9 protein-coding genes are annotated in these 18,536 nt (G+C 44.6%); 3 read left to right on the top strand and 6 right to left on the bottom strand.

What is annotated here, in order from left to right:
• Positions 1-72 precede the first annotated feature (72 nt).
• The 3 genes from AB4298_RS00105 to AB4298_RS00095 all read right to left on the bottom strand — a co-directional run bounded on the left by AB4298_RS00105 (position 73) and on the right by AB4298_RS00095 (position 4,009).
• The gene (locus AB4298_RS00105) at positions 73-861 is read right to left on the bottom strand and encodes a RelA/SpoT domain-containing protein (RefSeq protein ID WP_371985334.1); all 789 of its coding nucleotides are present in this window, start codon (positions 859-861) and stop codon (positions 73-75) included.
• A gap of 203 nt (positions 862-1,064) precedes the next feature.
• Positions 1,065-3,149, bottom strand: coding sequence for a M13 family metallopeptidase (locus AB4298_RS00100; protein WP_371985333.1), 2,085 nt, complete (start codon positions 3,147-3,149; stop codon positions 1,065-1,067).
• Positions 3,150-3,481: 332 nt separating this feature from the next.
• Positions 3,482-4,009, bottom strand: coding sequence for a sugar O-acetyltransferase (locus AB4298_RS00095; protein WP_249000876.1), 528 nt, complete (start codon positions 4,007-4,009; stop codon positions 3,482-3,484).
• 193 nt (positions 4,010-4,202) lie between these two features.
• Between AB4298_RS00095 and rsuA the strand changes: the two genes are divergently transcribed.
• Entirely contained in the window at positions 4,203-4,895 is a 693-nt protein-coding gene (rsuA, locus tag AB4298_RS00090) for a 16S rRNA pseudouridine(516) synthase RsuA (protein ID WP_249000870.1), read from the top strand.
• A 112-nt stretch (positions 4,896-5,007) separates the two neighbouring features.
• Here rsuA and AB4298_RS00085 read toward each other — a convergent pair whose 3' ends face one another.
• Positions 5,008-9,915 carry a S8 family peptidase gene (locus AB4298_RS00085; protein ID WP_371985332.1) on the bottom strand — a complete coding sequence of 1,636 codons (4,908 nt, stop codon included), beginning with the start codon at positions 9,913-9,915 and terminating at the stop codon, positions 5,008-5,010.
• A gap of 286 nt (positions 9,916-10,201) precedes the next feature.
• On the opposite strand from AB4298_RS00085, the gene AB4298_RS00080 reads away from it, so the two are divergent.
• Positions 10,202-11,107 carry a LysR family transcriptional regulator gene (locus AB4298_RS00080; protein ID WP_249000869.1) on the top strand — a complete coding sequence of 302 codons (906 nt, stop codon included), beginning with the start codon at positions 10,202-10,204 and terminating at the stop codon, positions 11,105-11,107.
• A gap of 97 nt (positions 11,108-11,204) precedes the next feature.
• Here the strand turns inward: AB4298_RS00080 and AB4298_RS00075 are convergent, their stop codons facing one another.
• Positions 11,205-16,163: a S8 family serine peptidase gene (locus tag AB4298_RS00075; protein WP_371985331.1), complete on the bottom strand. Its 4,959-nt coding sequence runs from the start codon at positions 16,161-16,163 to the stop codon at positions 11,205-11,207.
• A gap of 437 nt (positions 16,164-16,600) precedes the next feature.
• On the opposite strand from AB4298_RS00075, the gene AB4298_RS00070 reads away from it, so the two are divergent.
• The gene (locus tag AB4298_RS00070) at positions 16,601-17,503 is read left to right on the top strand and encodes a LysR family transcriptional regulator (RefSeq protein ID WP_249000867.1); all 903 of its coding nucleotides are present in this window, start codon (positions 16,601-16,603) and stop codon (positions 17,501-17,503) included.
• A gap of 90 nt (positions 17,504-17,593) precedes the next feature.
• Here the strand turns inward: AB4298_RS00070 and AB4298_RS00065 are convergent, their stop codons facing one another.
• Positions 17,594-18,535 (bottom strand): DUF4097 family beta strand repeat-containing protein, encoded by a 942-nt coding sequence (locus AB4298_RS00065; RefSeq protein WP_371985330.1) that lies wholly within the window; start codon positions 18,533-18,535, stop codon positions 17,594-17,596.
• Between the last annotated feature and the right edge of the window lies 1 nt (position 18,536).

Raw genomic sequence — 18,536 nt, 5'->3', positions numbered from 1 at the left:
TTAATTTTAGGCTAAAACACTAAAAAGGGCTCATATTTATGAGCCCTTTTTAGGTCGGTTTAGCTTTTGGTGTTAGGCCGCTGCAGCGGTAATGACATTGGCTTGGTCATTACGCTTATATCGAAGCCACGCTTTGTGATACAGCTTGTGTGATTCTTGGCGTAGCTGGGTAATTTTAGCTGTTTCAATGTCGTTTAAGTGACGTTGCTGCTGCATGGCAGAGGCTTGGATTGATTGTACCTGCTCATAAACCTCGTGCTCGGCACCGCTTTTAATCTCGGCAATGTCTGCAAGGTGTAGCTGCACTTCTGCAATCATTTGTGATTTAGGTAGCTTAACCAGCAGGTTGAGGTCACGGTAGCCTGATTCCTTAGGATTGGCGAAGCGGTTTTTAACTTGGATAAGCTGACTGTCGCTTTTAATGATTTCGAATGCTTGCATCAAGTTATGAATATCGTCGCTGACAATGCTGGCACGCACGATATCGGTCAGTTGGCTAGCGTCGTTATTGAGCTTGTTATGTACCTTGGCTTCGGCTCTTTCGCGGCTTTTAATATTGGCAAGCTGCGATTGAGTTTGCGACTGCGCGGTGATCATATTAAGCAGTTGGGCGAGTTCTTGTTGAGCATCGTTGGCTTGGCTGTATAGCGTATCAAGGTTGGCACTGGTCTGCCTAGGTACTTGGTACTGCATAGACTGAATGGCGGTGAGTCCATTGAGATTTTTAGACAGCGCCAGTTTGGCGGTGTAGCTACCGTTATCCTTGGTATTGTTTTGCTCATGATGAATAGGTTGAGCAAAAGCTGAACGGGTCGACAGTAACAGTAAGAAGATGAAAAATGTCCGTAATATCCGGTTCATAGCAGTCCTAGTTTGTGGCTGTGACTGTAATCTAACTGGGTAAAGCTTAAGCTATGCTGAATGGCAAATTAACATTTGTTCATAGTGTGCTACAGATCCCCTAAAACTGAAAAGGCCGTTGATGAAATGTGTCATCAACGGCCTTTGTATTTACTCTTTTCTAGAAACTTAAAGTATCGTTTTAGTCTTTAGTTAAAGAGGAATTACCAGATCTTTACGCGCTTTTCTGGTGCAATATACATAGCGTCACCAGGTTTAACATCATATGTGCTGTAGAACTCAGGCATATTTGATAGTGCGCCAAGAGCACGGAACTGCGCAGGTGAATGTGGGTCAGTTGCTACGCGGTTACGCATTGATTCTTCTTTGATTTTTGCACGCCAAATTTGAGTGAAACCAATGAAGAAGCGTTGATCGCCGGTTAGCCCATCAATCACTGGAGCTGGCTTGCCATTTAGTGATTTTTTATAGGCACGATAAGCAATCGTTACACCTGAAAGGTCACCAATATTCTCACCTAGGGTCAATTCACCGTTAACGTTTAGGTCATCAAATACTGCGTAGTCGTTGTACTGATCAACTAGCGCCTTACCACGAGCAGCAAACTCGGTTAAGTCTTGCTCTGTCCACCAGTCACGCATATTGCCTTCGCCGTCAAACTTCGCGCCTTGGTCGTCAAAACCGTGGCCCATTTCGTGGCCGATAACCGCACCAATACCACCGTAGTTAACAGCGTCATCAGCTTGCATATTAAAGAATGGTGGCTGCAAAATTGCTGCTGGGAACACGATTTCGTTCATAGTTGGGTTGTAGTAAGCGTTTACCGTTTGTGGAGTCATGTGCCACTCCCATTTACGGATTGGACTACCTAGTTTTTCAAGTTCTTTGGCATGGCCAAGCTCACTTGCACGTTGGTTATTACCGTATAGGTCGTCTGCTTTGATGGCGAGCTTGCTGTAGTCTTCCCAGCGATCTGGGTAACCAATTTTAGGATCAAATTTAGCTAGCTTGTCTTTTGCTGCAACTTTAGTGTCGGCGCTCATCCATTCTAGTGACTCAATGCTGTCGCCGTATGCGCCACGTAGGTTTTCTACTAGTACTTGCATACGCTCTTTTGCTTCAGGCTTGAAGTGACGTTTAACGTACACTTTACCAACCACTTCACCTAGTAGACCATTAACTGTTGATACACCGCGCTTCCAACGTGGCTCTTGCTCTTGCTGGCCATTTAGCGTCTTAGAGAAGAACTCGAAGTTTTCATTATCCAGATCTTCACTTAGGCTGCTCGCTGCATGGGTCAGTACTTGCCACTGCATGTAGTTTTTCCAAGTATCAAGATCAGTATCTTTAATGATCTCGTTTAGACCTTGAATGTAACTCGGTTGGTTAATGATGATATCGGCTTGCTTGTCAGCCCCTAGGGTTGCTAGGTAACCGTCCCAGTTAATGTCGGGGGCCAGTGTAGGCAGATCTTTAATTTGATATTTGTTGTAAGTTTTAGTGCTGTCACGAGTTTCAACTACGTCCCAGTGCTTTTTAGCTATTTCAGTTTCCAGTGCCAAAATCGCTTCTGCGCTAGCTTTTGGATTTGGTAGACCCGCTAAGGTGTACATCTTTTCGATATGCTCAACAAACGCCTTGCGGATATTAACGAAACGCTCATCTTGATTTAGGTAGTAATCTTTCTCTGGTAGGCTTAAACCATATTGCCAAATGTGAGTGGCATAACGGCTTGAATCTTTGGCATCAACATTGATATAAAACGCCATTGGTGTGCCGCTGCCGATAATTTGGCTACGGGCAAAGTAAGTGACTAAATCATCTTTCGACTTAATCGCGTTTACTTTTTCAAGCTCGCTGGCAATTGGTGTAACACCTAATTTGTTTAGGGTCTCAACGTCCATAAATGAGTTGTATAGATCAGCCACTTTTTGCTCATCGCTACCGGCTTTTAGGTTTGGCGTGGCAGCGACTTCTTCGATAATCACTTTTACATCGTCACGTGACTTTTCACGTAAGTCATAAAATGCACCTGAGCTAGTGCGGTCGCTTGGAATAACGGTATCTTTTACCCATGTGCCGTTAACGTATGAGTAGAAGTCATCTTGTGGGCGTACTGACTTGTCGAAGTTGGCAAAGTCGATGCCTGATGTCAGAGCTTGCTCAACAGCGGTTGCTGTTTCCGTTTTGCTGGTTTCAGGTGTTTTGACTTCAGTTGGCTCGCTATTACATGCTGTGAGGCCGACGATAAGGGAAGCGCATAAGCCCCCAACGAGTACTTTTTTCATGTTTCTTCCTTTAATCTGTATCGTTAATTTTATTATTGTTAATGCGTCACTCGGAGTGGGTTCTACTGCATGGCTTGCAACCCAGTAGTTAACCTATAGTAAACCGATGTGAATTACACTTAGGATACGTATGTTAAGGTTTTTAATGCCTAATGAACAAGTCGGCTCTGTAAACTTATGCTGATAATTAGCCAAACATGTGTAAGAAAAGGTTTCCCAAGCTAAATGACTGCGGTTTTTTAGTGGGAATAACTAGTGACTAATTGGCGAGGGTTCTGCCGTGGCGACTTTAATATGTCTGCGATAGATACTAGCCGTTTGAAAGGTTTTAACTAAAGCGTTTTTATCACTCTAGCGGGATTACCGGCAACAACTTGCTTGGCTTGAACGTCTTTAGTCACAACAGAACCAGCCCCAACGACAGCTTCATCGCCTATGCTGACGCCGGGTAAAATGATGGCACCACCGCCTATCCAAGCTCGGCTACCGATTGTCACGGCCTTCGCGGTTTCAATGCCTGCGCAGCGCTCAGTTGCATCAAGAGGGTGCTGTGCAGTATAAATTTGTACGTTTGGCCCAAGCATAGTTTGCGAGCCGATGCTAATCATGGCGTTATCATGCAAGGTGCAGTTGGCATTAATAAAGGCTTGTTCGCCGAGTTTAATATTGAGTCCGTAGCTCACGTAAAAAGGCAGCATAATAGTGGCGCTAGTAGCGATATTCGCCAGTAACTCAGTATCAATTTTTCCGTTGATATTCATTTGCTGATTACGCACTTGTTGCTGACGCCAAAACTGATTGAGTTGTGGGTCGAGGCATTGATAGGGGCTACCTGAAAGCATTTTTGCAAATTCATCAATCTGCTGCGCTCTGGTCTCTAATGTTTGATTTGCTGATTGCTTTGAGCTAGGTGATTGATTCATATCGTATCTCAATAAAAATTGCATACCAAGATACGCCTGAGGTTGCTGCTTGTTCAAGCAAAACTTTGCCCTTTGGCGGCGCTGGCCTCATAATGTCGGCCATTATGGTTATATCAGCTGAGTTTTTACTGTGCGTTTAGATAAATTTATTTGTGAATCGACTTCACACTCTCGTGTTTCTGCTAAAAAAGCGCTTCACCGCGGTGATGTTACTTGTAATGGCGAAGTGGTTAAAAACTCAGGTTTTAAAGTCACTGATGAGCATGAAATTCGCCTTGAAGGTGAACTGCTAACCATTATTGGTCCGCGCTTTATCATGCTGAATAAGCCTGTTGATACGATTTGCTCAACCATTGATGAAGAGTATCAATCTGTTATTAGTCTATTGGATGTTATTCGCCCTGAAGACTTGCACATTGCGGGTCGTTTAGATGCTGACACGACTGGTTTGGTACTGATCACCACTGACGGCCAATGGTCACATAAAATCACCTCGCCTAAGAAAGAGTGCGGCAAGCGCTATTTATTAGAAACTGCTGAGCCATTAACAGCTGATTTAGTGCAGCAGTTTAGCGATGGTGTACAGCTTAATAATGAAGACGGCTTAACTAAGCCAGCAGTACTTGATATTTTAGCGCCAAACCAAGCACGTTTGACTATTACTGAAGGTAAGTATCATCAGGTTAAGCGCATGCTTGCTGCTGTGGGTAATAAGGTGACTAAACTGCACCGTGAAAGCGTGGGTGCTATTGAGCTTGATGCTGATTTAGCGCTAGGTGAGTGGCGCTATTTAACAGATGCCGAAATCAAGTCGGTTAAGTAGCATCTAGTGATGTAAAAAAAGGCCCTCATTTGAGGGCCTAAGAAAATAAGGTTAAGCGTTGTGAAAACAATGAAAACGTTTACTTAACCTTAGTGCTCTAAAAATCTTGGTATTAATGCAGTTTTTTACGACCCGCAGCAAATAAGCCAAGTAATGCAAGACCTAAGAAACCTAAGCTACCACCGCTTGAAGTATCTTCAGGCTCTACAACTTCAGGTGTTGGAGTGGTTGTCGTTGTAGGTTCTTTACCGTCAGAATTAACCATCAGCATAAAGTTAGTTGTGACAGCATCGTTCGGGAAAGCCATATCGTGGGCTGTTACACTCACCATAGTTTCGCCGTGCCAATCCGTGTCAGGTGTAAGCGTAACCATGTTGCCTTCAACTGTTGCGGCCACGTTGTCTGCAACCACTTGAATACCATTAGCTGTGCTTTCTTTATCCTGAATCATCACTTCAAAGCTGATGCTATTGTTCTCATCAACGCTCATGTCATTTAATGCACCAATCGCAAGATTTGATGGCACGTTAAGTGCTGTGCTAGTCGTGATTGTGTCGCTGCCTGAGTAGTCGCTATCGACAGAGATTTGTAGCTCTTGACCTACGCTAGCTGCACCAACACGTACAGAGAATGAAAGATCAATGGCAGTTTGCTCTGGACCAAAGTAGTTAGCACAAACTACTAGGCCTTCAGAGATTTTCTCATCGACATCATCGAAAGCAAAGCTCGAACCGCTATAGCCATAAGCAGGGCCAAATGTGCCGCGTGGACCGTGGAATCCATGCAGGCCGATTGAACCTAGGTGTGACTTTTTACCGTTCATTTTATCGTAGGCAAAAATAAACTCATGCTCACCGGCTGCAAAGTTAAGCTCGGTTGAGGCAAGTAGCTCAAAGCTGTAACGGGCATCGTAGTCGGGGTCGAAGTTAACACCGAAGGCGAACTCTTGGCGCATGTTGTCCCACTCTACAATTAAGTAACGACCGTCAGTGGTTGACGCAAGCGAAACACCATCGTATGACTCTGTGTCCATGTTGAACTCAGGCATGCTCATACCATCACCACGCCATAGTGGAGCAATTACGGTATCTGGGAAGAATTGCCCATCCATTGGGAAGTGCAATGACCAGAATAGTGGCATGCTGTCTAACTGAATGAAACCACCTGGTGAGATTGATAGAACATCATCTTCCATGTAGTCAGGGTTGTTGTTATAAAGTGGGATCCTATCGATACCAAACAGGCTAAGTGGGATCGTTAGAATTTCATTGGCTCGGCCGCTAATAGCAAACTCTGGCTCAATGTTAGCTTCTTTGTACAGGTCTAAGTAGTACGGATTTGAACCTACAGGAACGCGACAAGTTAGGTCATCTTCGCTGGTGGTAAATTGGTACTCTCGTGCTTGTGTATTACTGGCTTGCTGCATAGTTGCAAGGTTAATTTGATTACCTTCAACAGTAAGTGAGTCAGCCAAGTCTTGGTTATTACTGCTTGCCATTACTGAGTCAGCGACTAGCTGCAAGCCGTCTGGTAGTGCAATTTGCATGTTCGCATCACGCTCAAGGCCTAACATGTTTGGTGCCAATTGCACGTTCACTTGAACAATGTCACCTTCTTTAGCTTGCTGCTGGCTGGTGCTAATCATCAGATCGTCACCGGCATGGACTAAGTTAAGCGCCATCTTACCAAGGTTACCGACATTGTCAGCACTATTACCCACTTCAACTAAACCGTAAAAACGGTCGCCTTTTTTAGCGCCATCGAGTGACCAGTTCATGGTTAGATTATATGGATCGATACCGTTAGTGGTTTGTGGACCTGTTACGCTAAGGTCACCACTATCTGCACCTGGGATCACAGCTAAGCTCGTTGTGATGGTGTCGAGTGTATCTTCTTCAATATCGCTCCAAGGACGTTTAAAGTTACCTAGCATTGCCCAATAACGGCCCGGAACAGGATTATTAATCGCACAATAATCTTGAACATCAGTAAATGAATAACAAATTGCTTCGTCATACCATTCAACCATGCCATTTTCATTGAGATCCATACCGATATCTAGCGAAGTTGCAGCAGCTTTATCTTGAGATACTTGCTCCCAAACTATACGTGCAGTGCCTTCTGGTACGTCAAAGAAGCGCACTTCTATACCTGGGTTATCCACTAAGGTTTCAGGATCTTTGAAGTCGATATAAGCGGCACTTAACTGGCTATCAATCACATCGCCTGCTGTTAAACCGTGAACTTTAACGTTCAGATCCGCGACTTCTTTCGTCATGAGTTCAGGTGTTAGCATAGTGCCGTTATCACGGTGGATTAAACCTGATACGATTTCTGGCAGTGTTGAGCCACTGAAGCTGGCTATAACCGGCAGGTACTGGTCTGGAATCGCTGTATTTGCAGGAGTTAGGTTTACCTTACCAAATAGATCTAGGTTGGCAGAGCTTGCGTTTACCGATGTTACATCAAGTACTTTTGCGGTCACCATGATGCTTTGTGTTTCACCCGCTTTAACCATAAAGGTCTTTGGATGCACATCTAGCTCTAAGAACGGCGCGCCGTCCATATCTAGGACTTCAGTATCAAGGGTCCACTCACCATCTTGAGTGGCGGTAAAGGTACGCATCCAAGTACAAGTGCTTTTACATTCTGCATTGACTAGATAAGGGACGTTTAGTGCCGTTACATCACCGCCTTCCATAGGGTTAGCTGCGCGGTAGTTGTCACCATTTTCATCCATCACTAGGCCGGCTTTTACAGCACGGGCGACATTGATAACACCGCTACCCATTTGATGGAAATTAGCGGTTTCTAGCGTTGCTGGATAGTCGTTATTATAAGCTTTACCTGATTGCGCAGTCATCATTAATGCTGACTGGATCATTGCTGGAGTCCATTGAGGGTGCGCCTGCGTTAGCAAGGCTAGTGCCCCCGCCACATGCGGGCCAGACATAGAGGTACCACTAATCGCGACGTAGTCACTCGGTGCAGGGTATAAGCTAAATGGCATTTCATCTGAGTAAGCAGCAAATACATCGACACCTGGCGCAGATACGTTAGGTACCATAGTATTGGGGTTAGTTGTACTTGGGCCACGAGAAGAGAAGTTAGCGAGAATATCGGCTTCACGCTCTGTTGCAGCAATTTCTGACTCATAGATACTGATTTGAGGCGTATTAGTTGAATTAGCAACCCAGTCAACCAATGCATTACCAGCGGCATAATCAACGTGCATACCTGGGATTGGGAATGGATTTAAGTTAAGGCTATTACCGCCTTGACCGTCATCCCAAGAGATTGCGTTATAAAGAATGACGCCACCTGCGCCACCCTCAGCAACGTTAATGCCTTTTTGTACGCGGGCAATATCACCACGCTTACAAAGTACTATATCGTCGCTGTTGAAAGTATTTTCTGCAAATGGTTGTAAACAGAGACCATCACCAAAGTTGGCTGCATCGACTAAGTTACCAGTGAAGTCTCCAGTGATCCCGTACCCCTCTATATCATCAGGAGCATTGTCACCAACGTAGTCACTAATACGACCTGCGATAGGTTCAATTTGACGACTATGGGTACTGGCTGCAACAGAGGTTAACCAAGGAGAAACATGGTCGATATAAGATGGACCATATTGGCCCCAGTTACCTGCGGAAGCTGCAACTGATATACCTGCTTCACGAGCAGATAAGAATGCCATTTCAATAGCGTCATACCAAGGCAGTGTTTCAAGGCCACCAATTGAGAAGTTGATAACATCAACACCATCAATAATCGCGTCTTCAATAGCAGCCACTAGTGCATCACCTGGACAACCACCATAAGTTTCACCAAACGAGCCACCACCAGGGTAGCAAACTTGATACGCGATGATGTTAGCACGTGGTGCAACACCTGAGATCTCAGGGAAAACGAGTGGGGTATCGAAGCCGTCGGATTTTTCTTCCATACCCGCTAGCTGGTATGCGACATCTTTTAATACGTTACCCGCGACAGTGCCAGCGGTATGGGAGCCGTGACCGTTGTAATCTTCGCCGGTTGGTGCTCGTTTGTAGTCGACTTCCCATTCTGGGATATCTGGTTGGAAAATGGGATCTTTAAAGGTATCAGTAATGATGTCGTATGAGCGAACACCAATGAGCTTACTGTTACACATGTTTGGATAATCAACACAGTCACCGACAAAATTGCCTTCGCCTAGTGGATTACTATGGACGTAGCCGTCGCCAGAAACTGCTGCAAATGATGGATGATCAGAGTTAATACCAGTATCAATAATACCGGCAACAATACCTTCACCGCGCATTGCAACACTATCAGGTACACCGTTACCTTGCCAAATCATATCAGCACCAATGTGCTTAGGACCTACATCGGTAAATAGTTTATATTCTTTTGCGCGCGTGACGGCTTTAACGCCGGGCAGATCTGCCACTTTTGCCGCTTCTTGCTGGCTCAATGACATGGTCATACCATTAAGTGCCACATTAAAGCGACGCTTAATTTCAGCTTTTGGTGCCACGGCTCTAATTTGGCTAGCGGTTAAATCTTGGGTTTCAGTTAGGAAATTGCGATAGTTTTTAACGGCATCACTATTAACATCAATCGTACCAAAACGCTCATTGCTGCGCATTGAAGGCTGCTTATTACGCGGTGATGTTGCGGCGTAATCTGGACGTTCACCTTGGTAAAGTGCGATGGGTGAGTCCATCAATTGAATAATATAAGTATGCTCACCTTCAATTTCATCCTCCCAAACAAAAGGTGCTTTGTGGCTACTTCCTTTAGCGGCTCTGTGCACGTTCATGCCAACTTGACCAGGGCGTTGCGCTTGATTTACTCCAGGATGCTTGGGCTTATTTTTATATTGTTCGACTTGCTCTGGTGTAAGTTTGATACCAATGAGGTCGCTATTGCCACCATTTGGGGTATCTAAGGATAGGGGGTTAGCAACTAACGTTCCCACTCCTGTAGCATATAACGCAGCGAGCGTAACGATGCTAATTTTTTTGAGTTTCATGGTCCATTCCTTGTTATTTATTGTTGCGAAAATGTTGCTCTCGCAGTACTTTTTTATCGTTTGCAAGTCATGAACGGCTAATGCGTTTTGCGTATTACTCAATGCGTATTTTGTATGCAGTTTAGGTTGCCCTAATATTTAACTCTTACTTTACAGTTGCTTATGATTTTTCTATGTATACGCTTTTTGCATGCGATGGGATACAAGTTGTAACATCGAGTGTCTTGTTCAAGAAATTTAACAACTGTATGTTGTAAACCTGTTAACGCCTGACTATGGAAGAGTCATGATTGAATTTAGACATTTAAGAAACTTTACAGTGCTGGCGAGAGAGGGAAATTATCAGAAAGCAGCACAGCGATTAAACTTGGCACAGCCGTCGCTGAGCCGCAGTATTCAGCGCTTAGAAGACTTATTGGGGGCGGAGTTATTGATCCGTGGACACCAAGCGATGTCTTTAACGGCCTCTGGTGAATTGGTGCTTAGCCATAGCGAGGGGATTATTGAGGGTGTAGATACCTTGCGTAAAGAATTGCAATATCTGCAAGGTAAAAGCAGTGGTCACTTAGCTATAGGTGCTAGTCCTGTACCTGCAAATACGATTCTAGGCCCCATGATTGGCCGGTTTATCGATAAGTTTCCCGATGTACATGTTGAGCTTGAAGAGGGCACTTGGCAGCATAATTTAGGTAAATTGCTGCAAGGTAAATTGTCTTTATTGGTGACGGACGTTAAAGGTGAGGAAATTGGCAATGAAGCTTTAGTGCAAAGCTTTAACTTGCCTTCTTATAATGCCGTTTTTTGTGCCAAAAAAGATCATCCTTTAGCTTTAAAAAAGCAGTTATCTTTAGATGATATTCGTCAATATCCGTTAGCGATCCCTAGGAATTTACCTGCTGGTGTGGTTGATATGTTTGGCGATCTGTTTTTTCAGTATCGTAGCGATTTTGCAGGCTTATTACATTACGATGCATTTCCGCCAATTATTGGTGCCATTCAACATTCGCAAATGTTGGCTTTAACCCCACAGGTTGCATTATTGGATGAAAGCGTGAGAAAGGAGTTGCATATTTTTACGCCAACAGACATGCCTAAATTGAATGTATGCTTTAGCGTGGTGATGCTGCGGACTCAAGAAAGTATTGCCGCGAAACGATTTTTACAGCAGATGTTATCAACCTCAAGTGTTTAATTTATTTAGCTAAAGCCATAAAAAAGGGCCCTCATAACAAGGACCCAATGACAAGTAATAGTCAAAAATTAGACAAGAAATGTTTTATTTATATCACTTAGTGCTGTTTTCTACGCTTACCCGCTAACAAGCCAAGCAACGCAAGCCCTAGGAAGCCTAAGCTACCACCACTTGAGTCAGATTCAGGTTGTTCATCTGGTGTTTCTGCTGGTGGAGGGGTAGGGTCTACGCCATCAGAATTAACCGTAAGCATAAAGCGGGTGGAGGCTTGGTCTGACGGATAAGCCATATCATGCACTGTTACGGTGACTTCAGTTGTGCCATTCCAATCGCTATCCGGAGTAATGGCAAAACTATCGCCAGTAATCGTCGCAGTAATGTTATCGCCACTGACCATAATGCCGTTTGTGGTGCCCTTCACATCGTTGTACATCACTGTTAGGCCTTCAAGAGTGGTATTCTCTTCCATTGTCATATCTGATAATGGTGCCAAAGTAATGTTGCTTGGTGTTTCAAGGGTATGACTAACAGTAACTAACTCAGAGTCTGCATATTGAGTATCAACTGAAACAGTATTTTCCCCACCAATTGCCGATGCAGATACTCGAGCTGAAAACTTCAGTGATACGGCAGTTTGTTCTGGGCCGCGATAATCAGCACAGACTACGGTTCCTTCACTGACTTTTTGGTCAACATCGTTATAGGCAAAGCCATCGTTTAGATATCCAAATGATGGACCAAATGCACCACGCTCTCCCCAGAAGCCATGCAAGCCAATCGAACCGAAGTGGCTGTTTGCTGATTTCAGTGTTTGATAGGCAAAGATCATCTCTGGTGTTTCAGGATCGAAACTAATTCCCGTAGAGATTATGGTTTGGATATTGAACTTAGCGTCTGGATCAGGATTTGAGTTACCGACTAAGAAGCTATTCCATTCCTCACCGCCGTCCCACTGGAAGATATAGTGATCATCGGTTACTACGCCATAAACCACATTCTTATAACGGAATGTTTCCCAGTCAATCATGCCCTGAGGCATCTTGACATCGCCACGCCACAATGGCGCAATCACTGTGTCTGGGAACGTTTGGAACTGATCGGTAAACGGCTGGTTGAAGTTCCAAAACTCTGGGTTTTGATCAAGCTGTACATAGCCGAATGGTGAGATGCCTAATACGTTTTGAGCGTACATTTCAGGGTTGGCATATAGCGGTACATGCGGCAGGCCATTTTCAGCCATTGGAATGTACAGCATTTGGTTTGAAAGCCCCGAAATACCCAAGTCTTGATAACCCTGTAACGGCAGATCGTAGAAGGTTTCGTCGTCACCATAAGGAACTTTACATGTTGCGTCGTCTAGGTTGGTCGTAAACACATAGTGGCGTTTCATATCGCTTGAGGAAGGCTGGCTAGCACTGATGTTGATTGTGTTTTCAGTGACAGTTAATCCTTGTTGATATTCGCCTACACCGCCAACAATAATTGATTCCTCAATAATTGCCATACCTGCGGGAACTGCAGTGTTTAGGGTAAAGTCTCGCTCTGCGCCGAGTAGGTTTGGCGCCAACTCAATGACATAGTCGATAATATCGCCCACTTTAGCTGCGGTTTGCGAGGCTGTGAGTTGTGTATCACTACCCATATGTTTAAACTTAACTGCAAAATCACCTAAGTTGCTTGTGTTATATTCATCACTACCAAGCCCTACAACACCGTAATAGATATCACCATCTTGTGCGTCAGGCAGGTTGTAGTTCAGTTGCAATTGGTAAGGAGTTAAGCCATCTGTTGATGCAGGGCCTTCTATGGTCATGTTAGATTCATCTGATGTGCTGACAATTCCTAAGCTCACGGCAAATTCGTCTGCAACATTTTTTGGATCTTCATAATCGTATTTCCAGTTGGCTACAATTGCCCAGTAGCGTCCTGGAGTCGGTGCATTGATGGCACAAAAGTCCCCATTATCGGTATACGAGTAACACAAGGCTTCGTCGATCCATTGGATTTCGCCATCTTGGTTGATATCCATTCCTATATCGATAGAGGTGTAAGCGTGTCTAGGTGCTGACAGCATTTCCCACACGACGCGCTTAGTACCTTCTGGAACATCAAAGAAGATAACCTTGGCACCGCCATCTTCAATTTCTTGCACGGTTAAGCCGTCTGAGTAGAGACGTGCTTCTGCACGAGGTAGAGCGTAGTTAAAAGTTTCACCTTTGCTTAGGCCGAATACTTGTGAGTTTAACGACTGAATTTCAGCTGTATTTAGCATTGGCGTTAAGGTGTGTCCCTGTTCACGGTGAATAACGCCGGTGACTTCTGATGGCAGATTGTCACCGCTATAGCGCACGCCCACAGGTAAGTGCTGCTGCGGTGTGCCAGCGGTGCTTGGAGTTAACTTGACCGAGCCAGTAAGTTGTAGGCTCGACGAATCAGCGCCAATGGCTTCAACTTCTAACACTTTTGCCTTTAGGCTAATTGCTTGTGACTCTCCAGCTTTAAGGCTAAAGCTCTTTGGTGATACTTCAAGTTCGAGCATTGGTGCGCCATCAATGTGGCTAGCTTGGGCATCTACAGTCCAAGTACCATCTTCCGTAGCCGTTACTGTGCGCATCCAGCTACAGGTGCCAGCACAACTGTCATGGTAGAAGTAAGGCAAGTTAAGAGTATGGATATTGCCACCGTTATGTGGGTTTGCTGCGCGATAATTGTCAGAGGTTTCATCTAACAATAAACCTGCATTATTTGCGCGGGCCACATGTATCACCCCACTACCAGCGTCGCTGTATCCTGCAGTTACCGGATCAAAAGGCGATGCATCTCGCGAGCGTGTGGCACTGTCTAATGATGCGGTTGTCATTAACGCTGATTGGATCTGCGCTGCAGTCCATTCTGGATGCGATTGAGTAAGTAAAGCCATAGCGCCAGCAACATGGGGAGCTGCCATTGAGGTACCACTAATCGCCGCATAATCTGCTGGCATACCTTGAGTGCTAAATGGCATCTCATCTGCCCATGCGGCATAAACATCTACACCAGGAGCTGCAAGGTTAGGTGACATCACATCTGGGGCTTCGAGGTTGGGGCCTCTAGAGGAAAAGTCGGCAACATAATCGGCCGCTCTTTGATTTAATACCACTTCGGAAGCTGTGATTGTCAGGGTGTGGCCGCTGCCTGCTGCTAACCAATCTTCTAGCCCAAAATAACCGTTGGCATAATTACCCTTGTAACTGGCATTGTCGATATTAATTCCGGGAATGCTGTAGGGATCGTTATGAATTGGATCGGCGTAACCTGAATTCCACAGAATAAAGCCGCCCGCACCACCGGCTTGAACATGACTCGCTTTAGTCACTCTTGGAATATCGCCTCGTTTACAAATAACGATTGGCGCTGTGGTAAATGCAGCTCCTTGTGGATCAGTATCAAAAAAACCGTCAGTGAAAGGTTCGTTACATTTCTCAAATTCACTACCGTAGGCTTTAGCCTCAATGACTGGCCCTGTGTATTCTCCGGTTATACCACCGCCCTCAAGATCGGGGAAGGGTTGCTCGCCACCTATTGCTGCAGTAATCATTTTGCCTTCAACGGCAATTTCACGGCCATGGGTGGTTGCCGCAACTGAAGTGAGCCAAGGAGAGAAGTGATCAATGGCACCACGCGCTTGGCTAGCATGTCGCGGTGAATATGAATTACCAGCTGATGCAGCCACAGAGATCCCAGCTTCTCGGGCTGCTAAAAAGCCCATTTCCATTGGGTCATCCCAGGGGAACGTGCCGTATGGACTACCAATTGAATAGTTGATGACGTCAACCCCGTCAGCTACAGCATCTTCAATACCTGCAAGTAATGCTGCGCCGGGACAACCGCCGTAGCCATCACCATAACTGCCATCGCCGGGATAACAGACTTGATACATGATGATATTAGCGCGAGGAGCGACACCGGATATTTTATCGAATTTAAGCCCTGTTGCGATTCCATCACCGGTTTCGGCTGGTGAGCCAACAACATGGTCAACATTGAACAGCTCATTACCTGCAGCAGTTGAGGCGGTATGAGAGCCGTGACCATTATAGTCTTCACCATTTTGCGGACGTTTAGGGTCGGTGATATTCCAAGAGGGTTGATCAGGTTGAAAAGCTGCATCTAGGTAACTGCTGGTAATGCTTTCATAGGAACGAACACCAATCAATTTGTCGTTACACATACTAGCGAATTCGGTTTTTTCACAATCTCCTAAATAGCTGTCATAACGGGCTGGCTTTGTGTGAACGTAACCGTCACCGGCTACAGCGGCAAAAGAGGGATGATCACTATTAATACCGGTATCGAGTACACCGATCACAATACCTTCACCTTTATATTTGTCATCGGCAGCAGTGCCAGTCCAGACTTTGTCTGCGCCAATATGCTCGGGACCGACATCTGAATGTAGCTCATACCTTTTCTCTAAACTTACATTACGCACGCCTGCAAGCTGTGCAACGTTTGCAGCTTGCTCTTGCGTCATACGTGCGGCCAAGCCATTAAAGGCTAAGGTATAGCGATTTTTAATGTCTAGATTGCCTCCGACTTGTCCTGAGATCTGGCTTATCACGCTATCTTGTTGGCCTGATAGATATTGACGGTAGCTTTTAACTGCACTGCTATTGAGGTTTAACTTGTTGTAACCACGTGGGTTTAACATAGCTGGTATAGAATTGACAGTAGGTGAGGTTGCTTGTAGGTGATTGACTCCGCCTTTATACAAAGAGACGGGTTTATCGCTTAACTCAATAATATAGGTTTGTTCACCAGTAAGGCCTACTTGGTACTTAAAAGGGACTTTGTTGTCTTTGTTGATCGCAATTGAACGATGGACGTTTTTACCGTTACTATTCGGGCGGTTGATGGTGTTTCCGGCTCTATCTTTACCACTTTGGAGCTCTTCATTGTATTTTAGGATAGCGTCGGTGATCTCAATACTGCGCATATTATCAGATGCAGCCACTGCGCCAGCACTTGCGGCATAGATAGCCGCAATAGTCATCAGACTTATTTTTTTTAGTTTCATTGTCCTACCTTTGTGTTGTATTTGTGCGGCTTAATTGTTAAATAATTGTTGTTTTGGCGGCCAATAGTTACGATGAATGCAGGTATAGCTGATAGGTATTTCACTTTTTTTTAGCCAGAAAACACGACTGTATTTAGGTAAAGGCTGAGTTTATTTACTTAGATTAGGCTGTTTATTACGACGTATCTTGATTGATAAAGCGCACATTTATGGGCTTTGAGGGCTAGTCATAATGAGTTGGTTACATTTGATACAAGTTGTCACACTTTGATTGAGGCAAGCTTGAATCGACTTGTTATCTAGCATAGGTTGGTAGGCAGCCGAGCCGGCTTGGTTTAATCGAGAGTTAACCTTTAACTGTTATTATCAGTTAAAGGTTACAGCTTGCAGCGGGCTTGAATTTATCTAGATTAATTAATTTTTGTTGGGTGAGGTATATGGAGTTAAGGCATATCAAACACTTTGTGGCGTTGGCTGAATGCAAGAGCTTTAGTGTCGCCGCCGATAAGTTAGCCATAACTCAACCGTCATTGACTCGCAGTATCCAAAAGATGGAACAGAACCTTGGGGTGCAACTATTTACTCGAGATTCACGGCACGTAAAGTTAACCTTTCATGGTGACTTAGTGCTAAAACATAGCGATAAGATTTTGAACCGAGTACATCTACTCGAGTCTGATATCAAAATTAACAGCGGTAAATCGAGCGGTAAGCTGGTAATTGGTGGCGGTACTTTAGCCTCAAGTAATATTTTAAGCGAGATTTTGAGCGAGTTTTCAAGGCATTCTCCTTCGATCAGCGTAGAGCTGCGCACCCGAGACATTAGCGAGTTAAGTGAGCTGCTTTCCCGTGGAGAACTAGATTTATTTGTGTCTGAAACCAAGGTTACAGGTTTTGATAAACGCGATGATTTAGAAGTGATTAATTATTGTCAATCGAGTGGTGTCTTTTGTTGTCGGCCTGATCATCCTTTAGTGAGAGAGGAAAACCTCTATACGCCAAGATTAAAGGACTTTCCAATAGCGATCCCTCGGGCTACAACCCACGAAATAGAAAGTTTATTTGGCGACTTATTTGATACGAGTCGTCCGGCTTTTTCAGGTCTGCTGAGATTTGAAATTTTTCAGTCTATCCGTTTGTTGCTTTATAACAGCGATATGATTGGCTTATTACCTCAAGTGATAATTGATGATGAGTTAAATGCTGGGCACTTAGTGCTATTAAACGTTAAAGATATGCCTGATATTAAAGTGGACTATGGTGCGGTGTATTTAAAAGCCCGTGGCTTAAGTCCTGCTGCCAAGGAGTTTATCTCATTTATTGGCACGGCAGGGGAGTAGCCGTTTGTGGCGAGAATAAGCCGCTAAAACTGATAAAGGCTGCATTGATGATACATTGCAGCCTTTATTTATTATCGTGCTAGCGTGTTATTATTTTTGTAATTCGATTTTGCCGCTAATTGTTGAGGCACTAAGCTCGGCGTTGCCATTACCTGTTTGGAATTTCAAGTAGGTTTGTGGAGAGTACTTTTCTTTACTGACTTTGTCGTTAGTCAGCTTATTGCTGATCTTACCGCCTGGGCCACCATTAATATTAAAGCTAACATCGGTATTATCGATAAATTTGATTTCAATATCGCCACTTACGCTGCCAAGTTTTGCTCGACTCGACAAGGCGTTAAGTGAAAGCTCTAAATCGCCACTTACGGTTTTGACTGACAATACATCCACATTGCCTAATGCGATTGTAGCGTCACCAGATACAGATTCAATTGCGACTTTGGTTGCTTTAGTATCGGCTGTTAGTTCGCCACTGACCATTTGGTAGCTTAACGCGCCCGAACTTTGGGTATCTTTTATATCTCCAGATACGGTTTGCAGCTTCGTTTTACCCGTCAAGCTGCGGGTGGAAATATCGCCAGAAACAGTCTGTAGTAGGGTTTTATCAGCTAACGCATTTGCCTTGATGTTGCCGCTTACTGAACTGACATCCAATGTGCCAGTTAAGTTATCAAGTGTGTAATTTGCAGATACGCCTTCGGCATCCAGCTTAAGCTTATTTGGCAGTGTGATAACGAGATCGGAGCCATCTCTATTACTACCACTGTATTGACGGGGTAAAGTATCTTCTATCACCACTTTGTTACCGTTGACAGTAAAGGTAAACCCTTCGCTGAGTTCGTCTAATGTACCTTTAACCGCAATTTCATTTTTATCCCAAGACTTAAAGGTCACGCTGCCTCGTTGTACTTTTACTTTTACGGCGGGGTTAGCCTGTACATTTTGTTGCTGCTCAATAGCCTCGCCGGCAATTGCGGATTGACTAAATATAAATGCTGCGGCGATGAGTGGTGTGCTCAATGATAATTTCATG

Origin of the sequence: Shewanella sp. 10N.261.52.F9, from assembly GCF_041471165.1 — a bacterium.
GTDB lineage: Bacteria > Pseudomonadota > Gammaproteobacteria > Enterobacterales > Shewanellaceae > Shewanella > Shewanella marinintestina.
The sequence above is the reverse complement of the archived record's forward strand: the minus strand, read 5'-3'. Positions and strand labels throughout refer to the sequence as shown.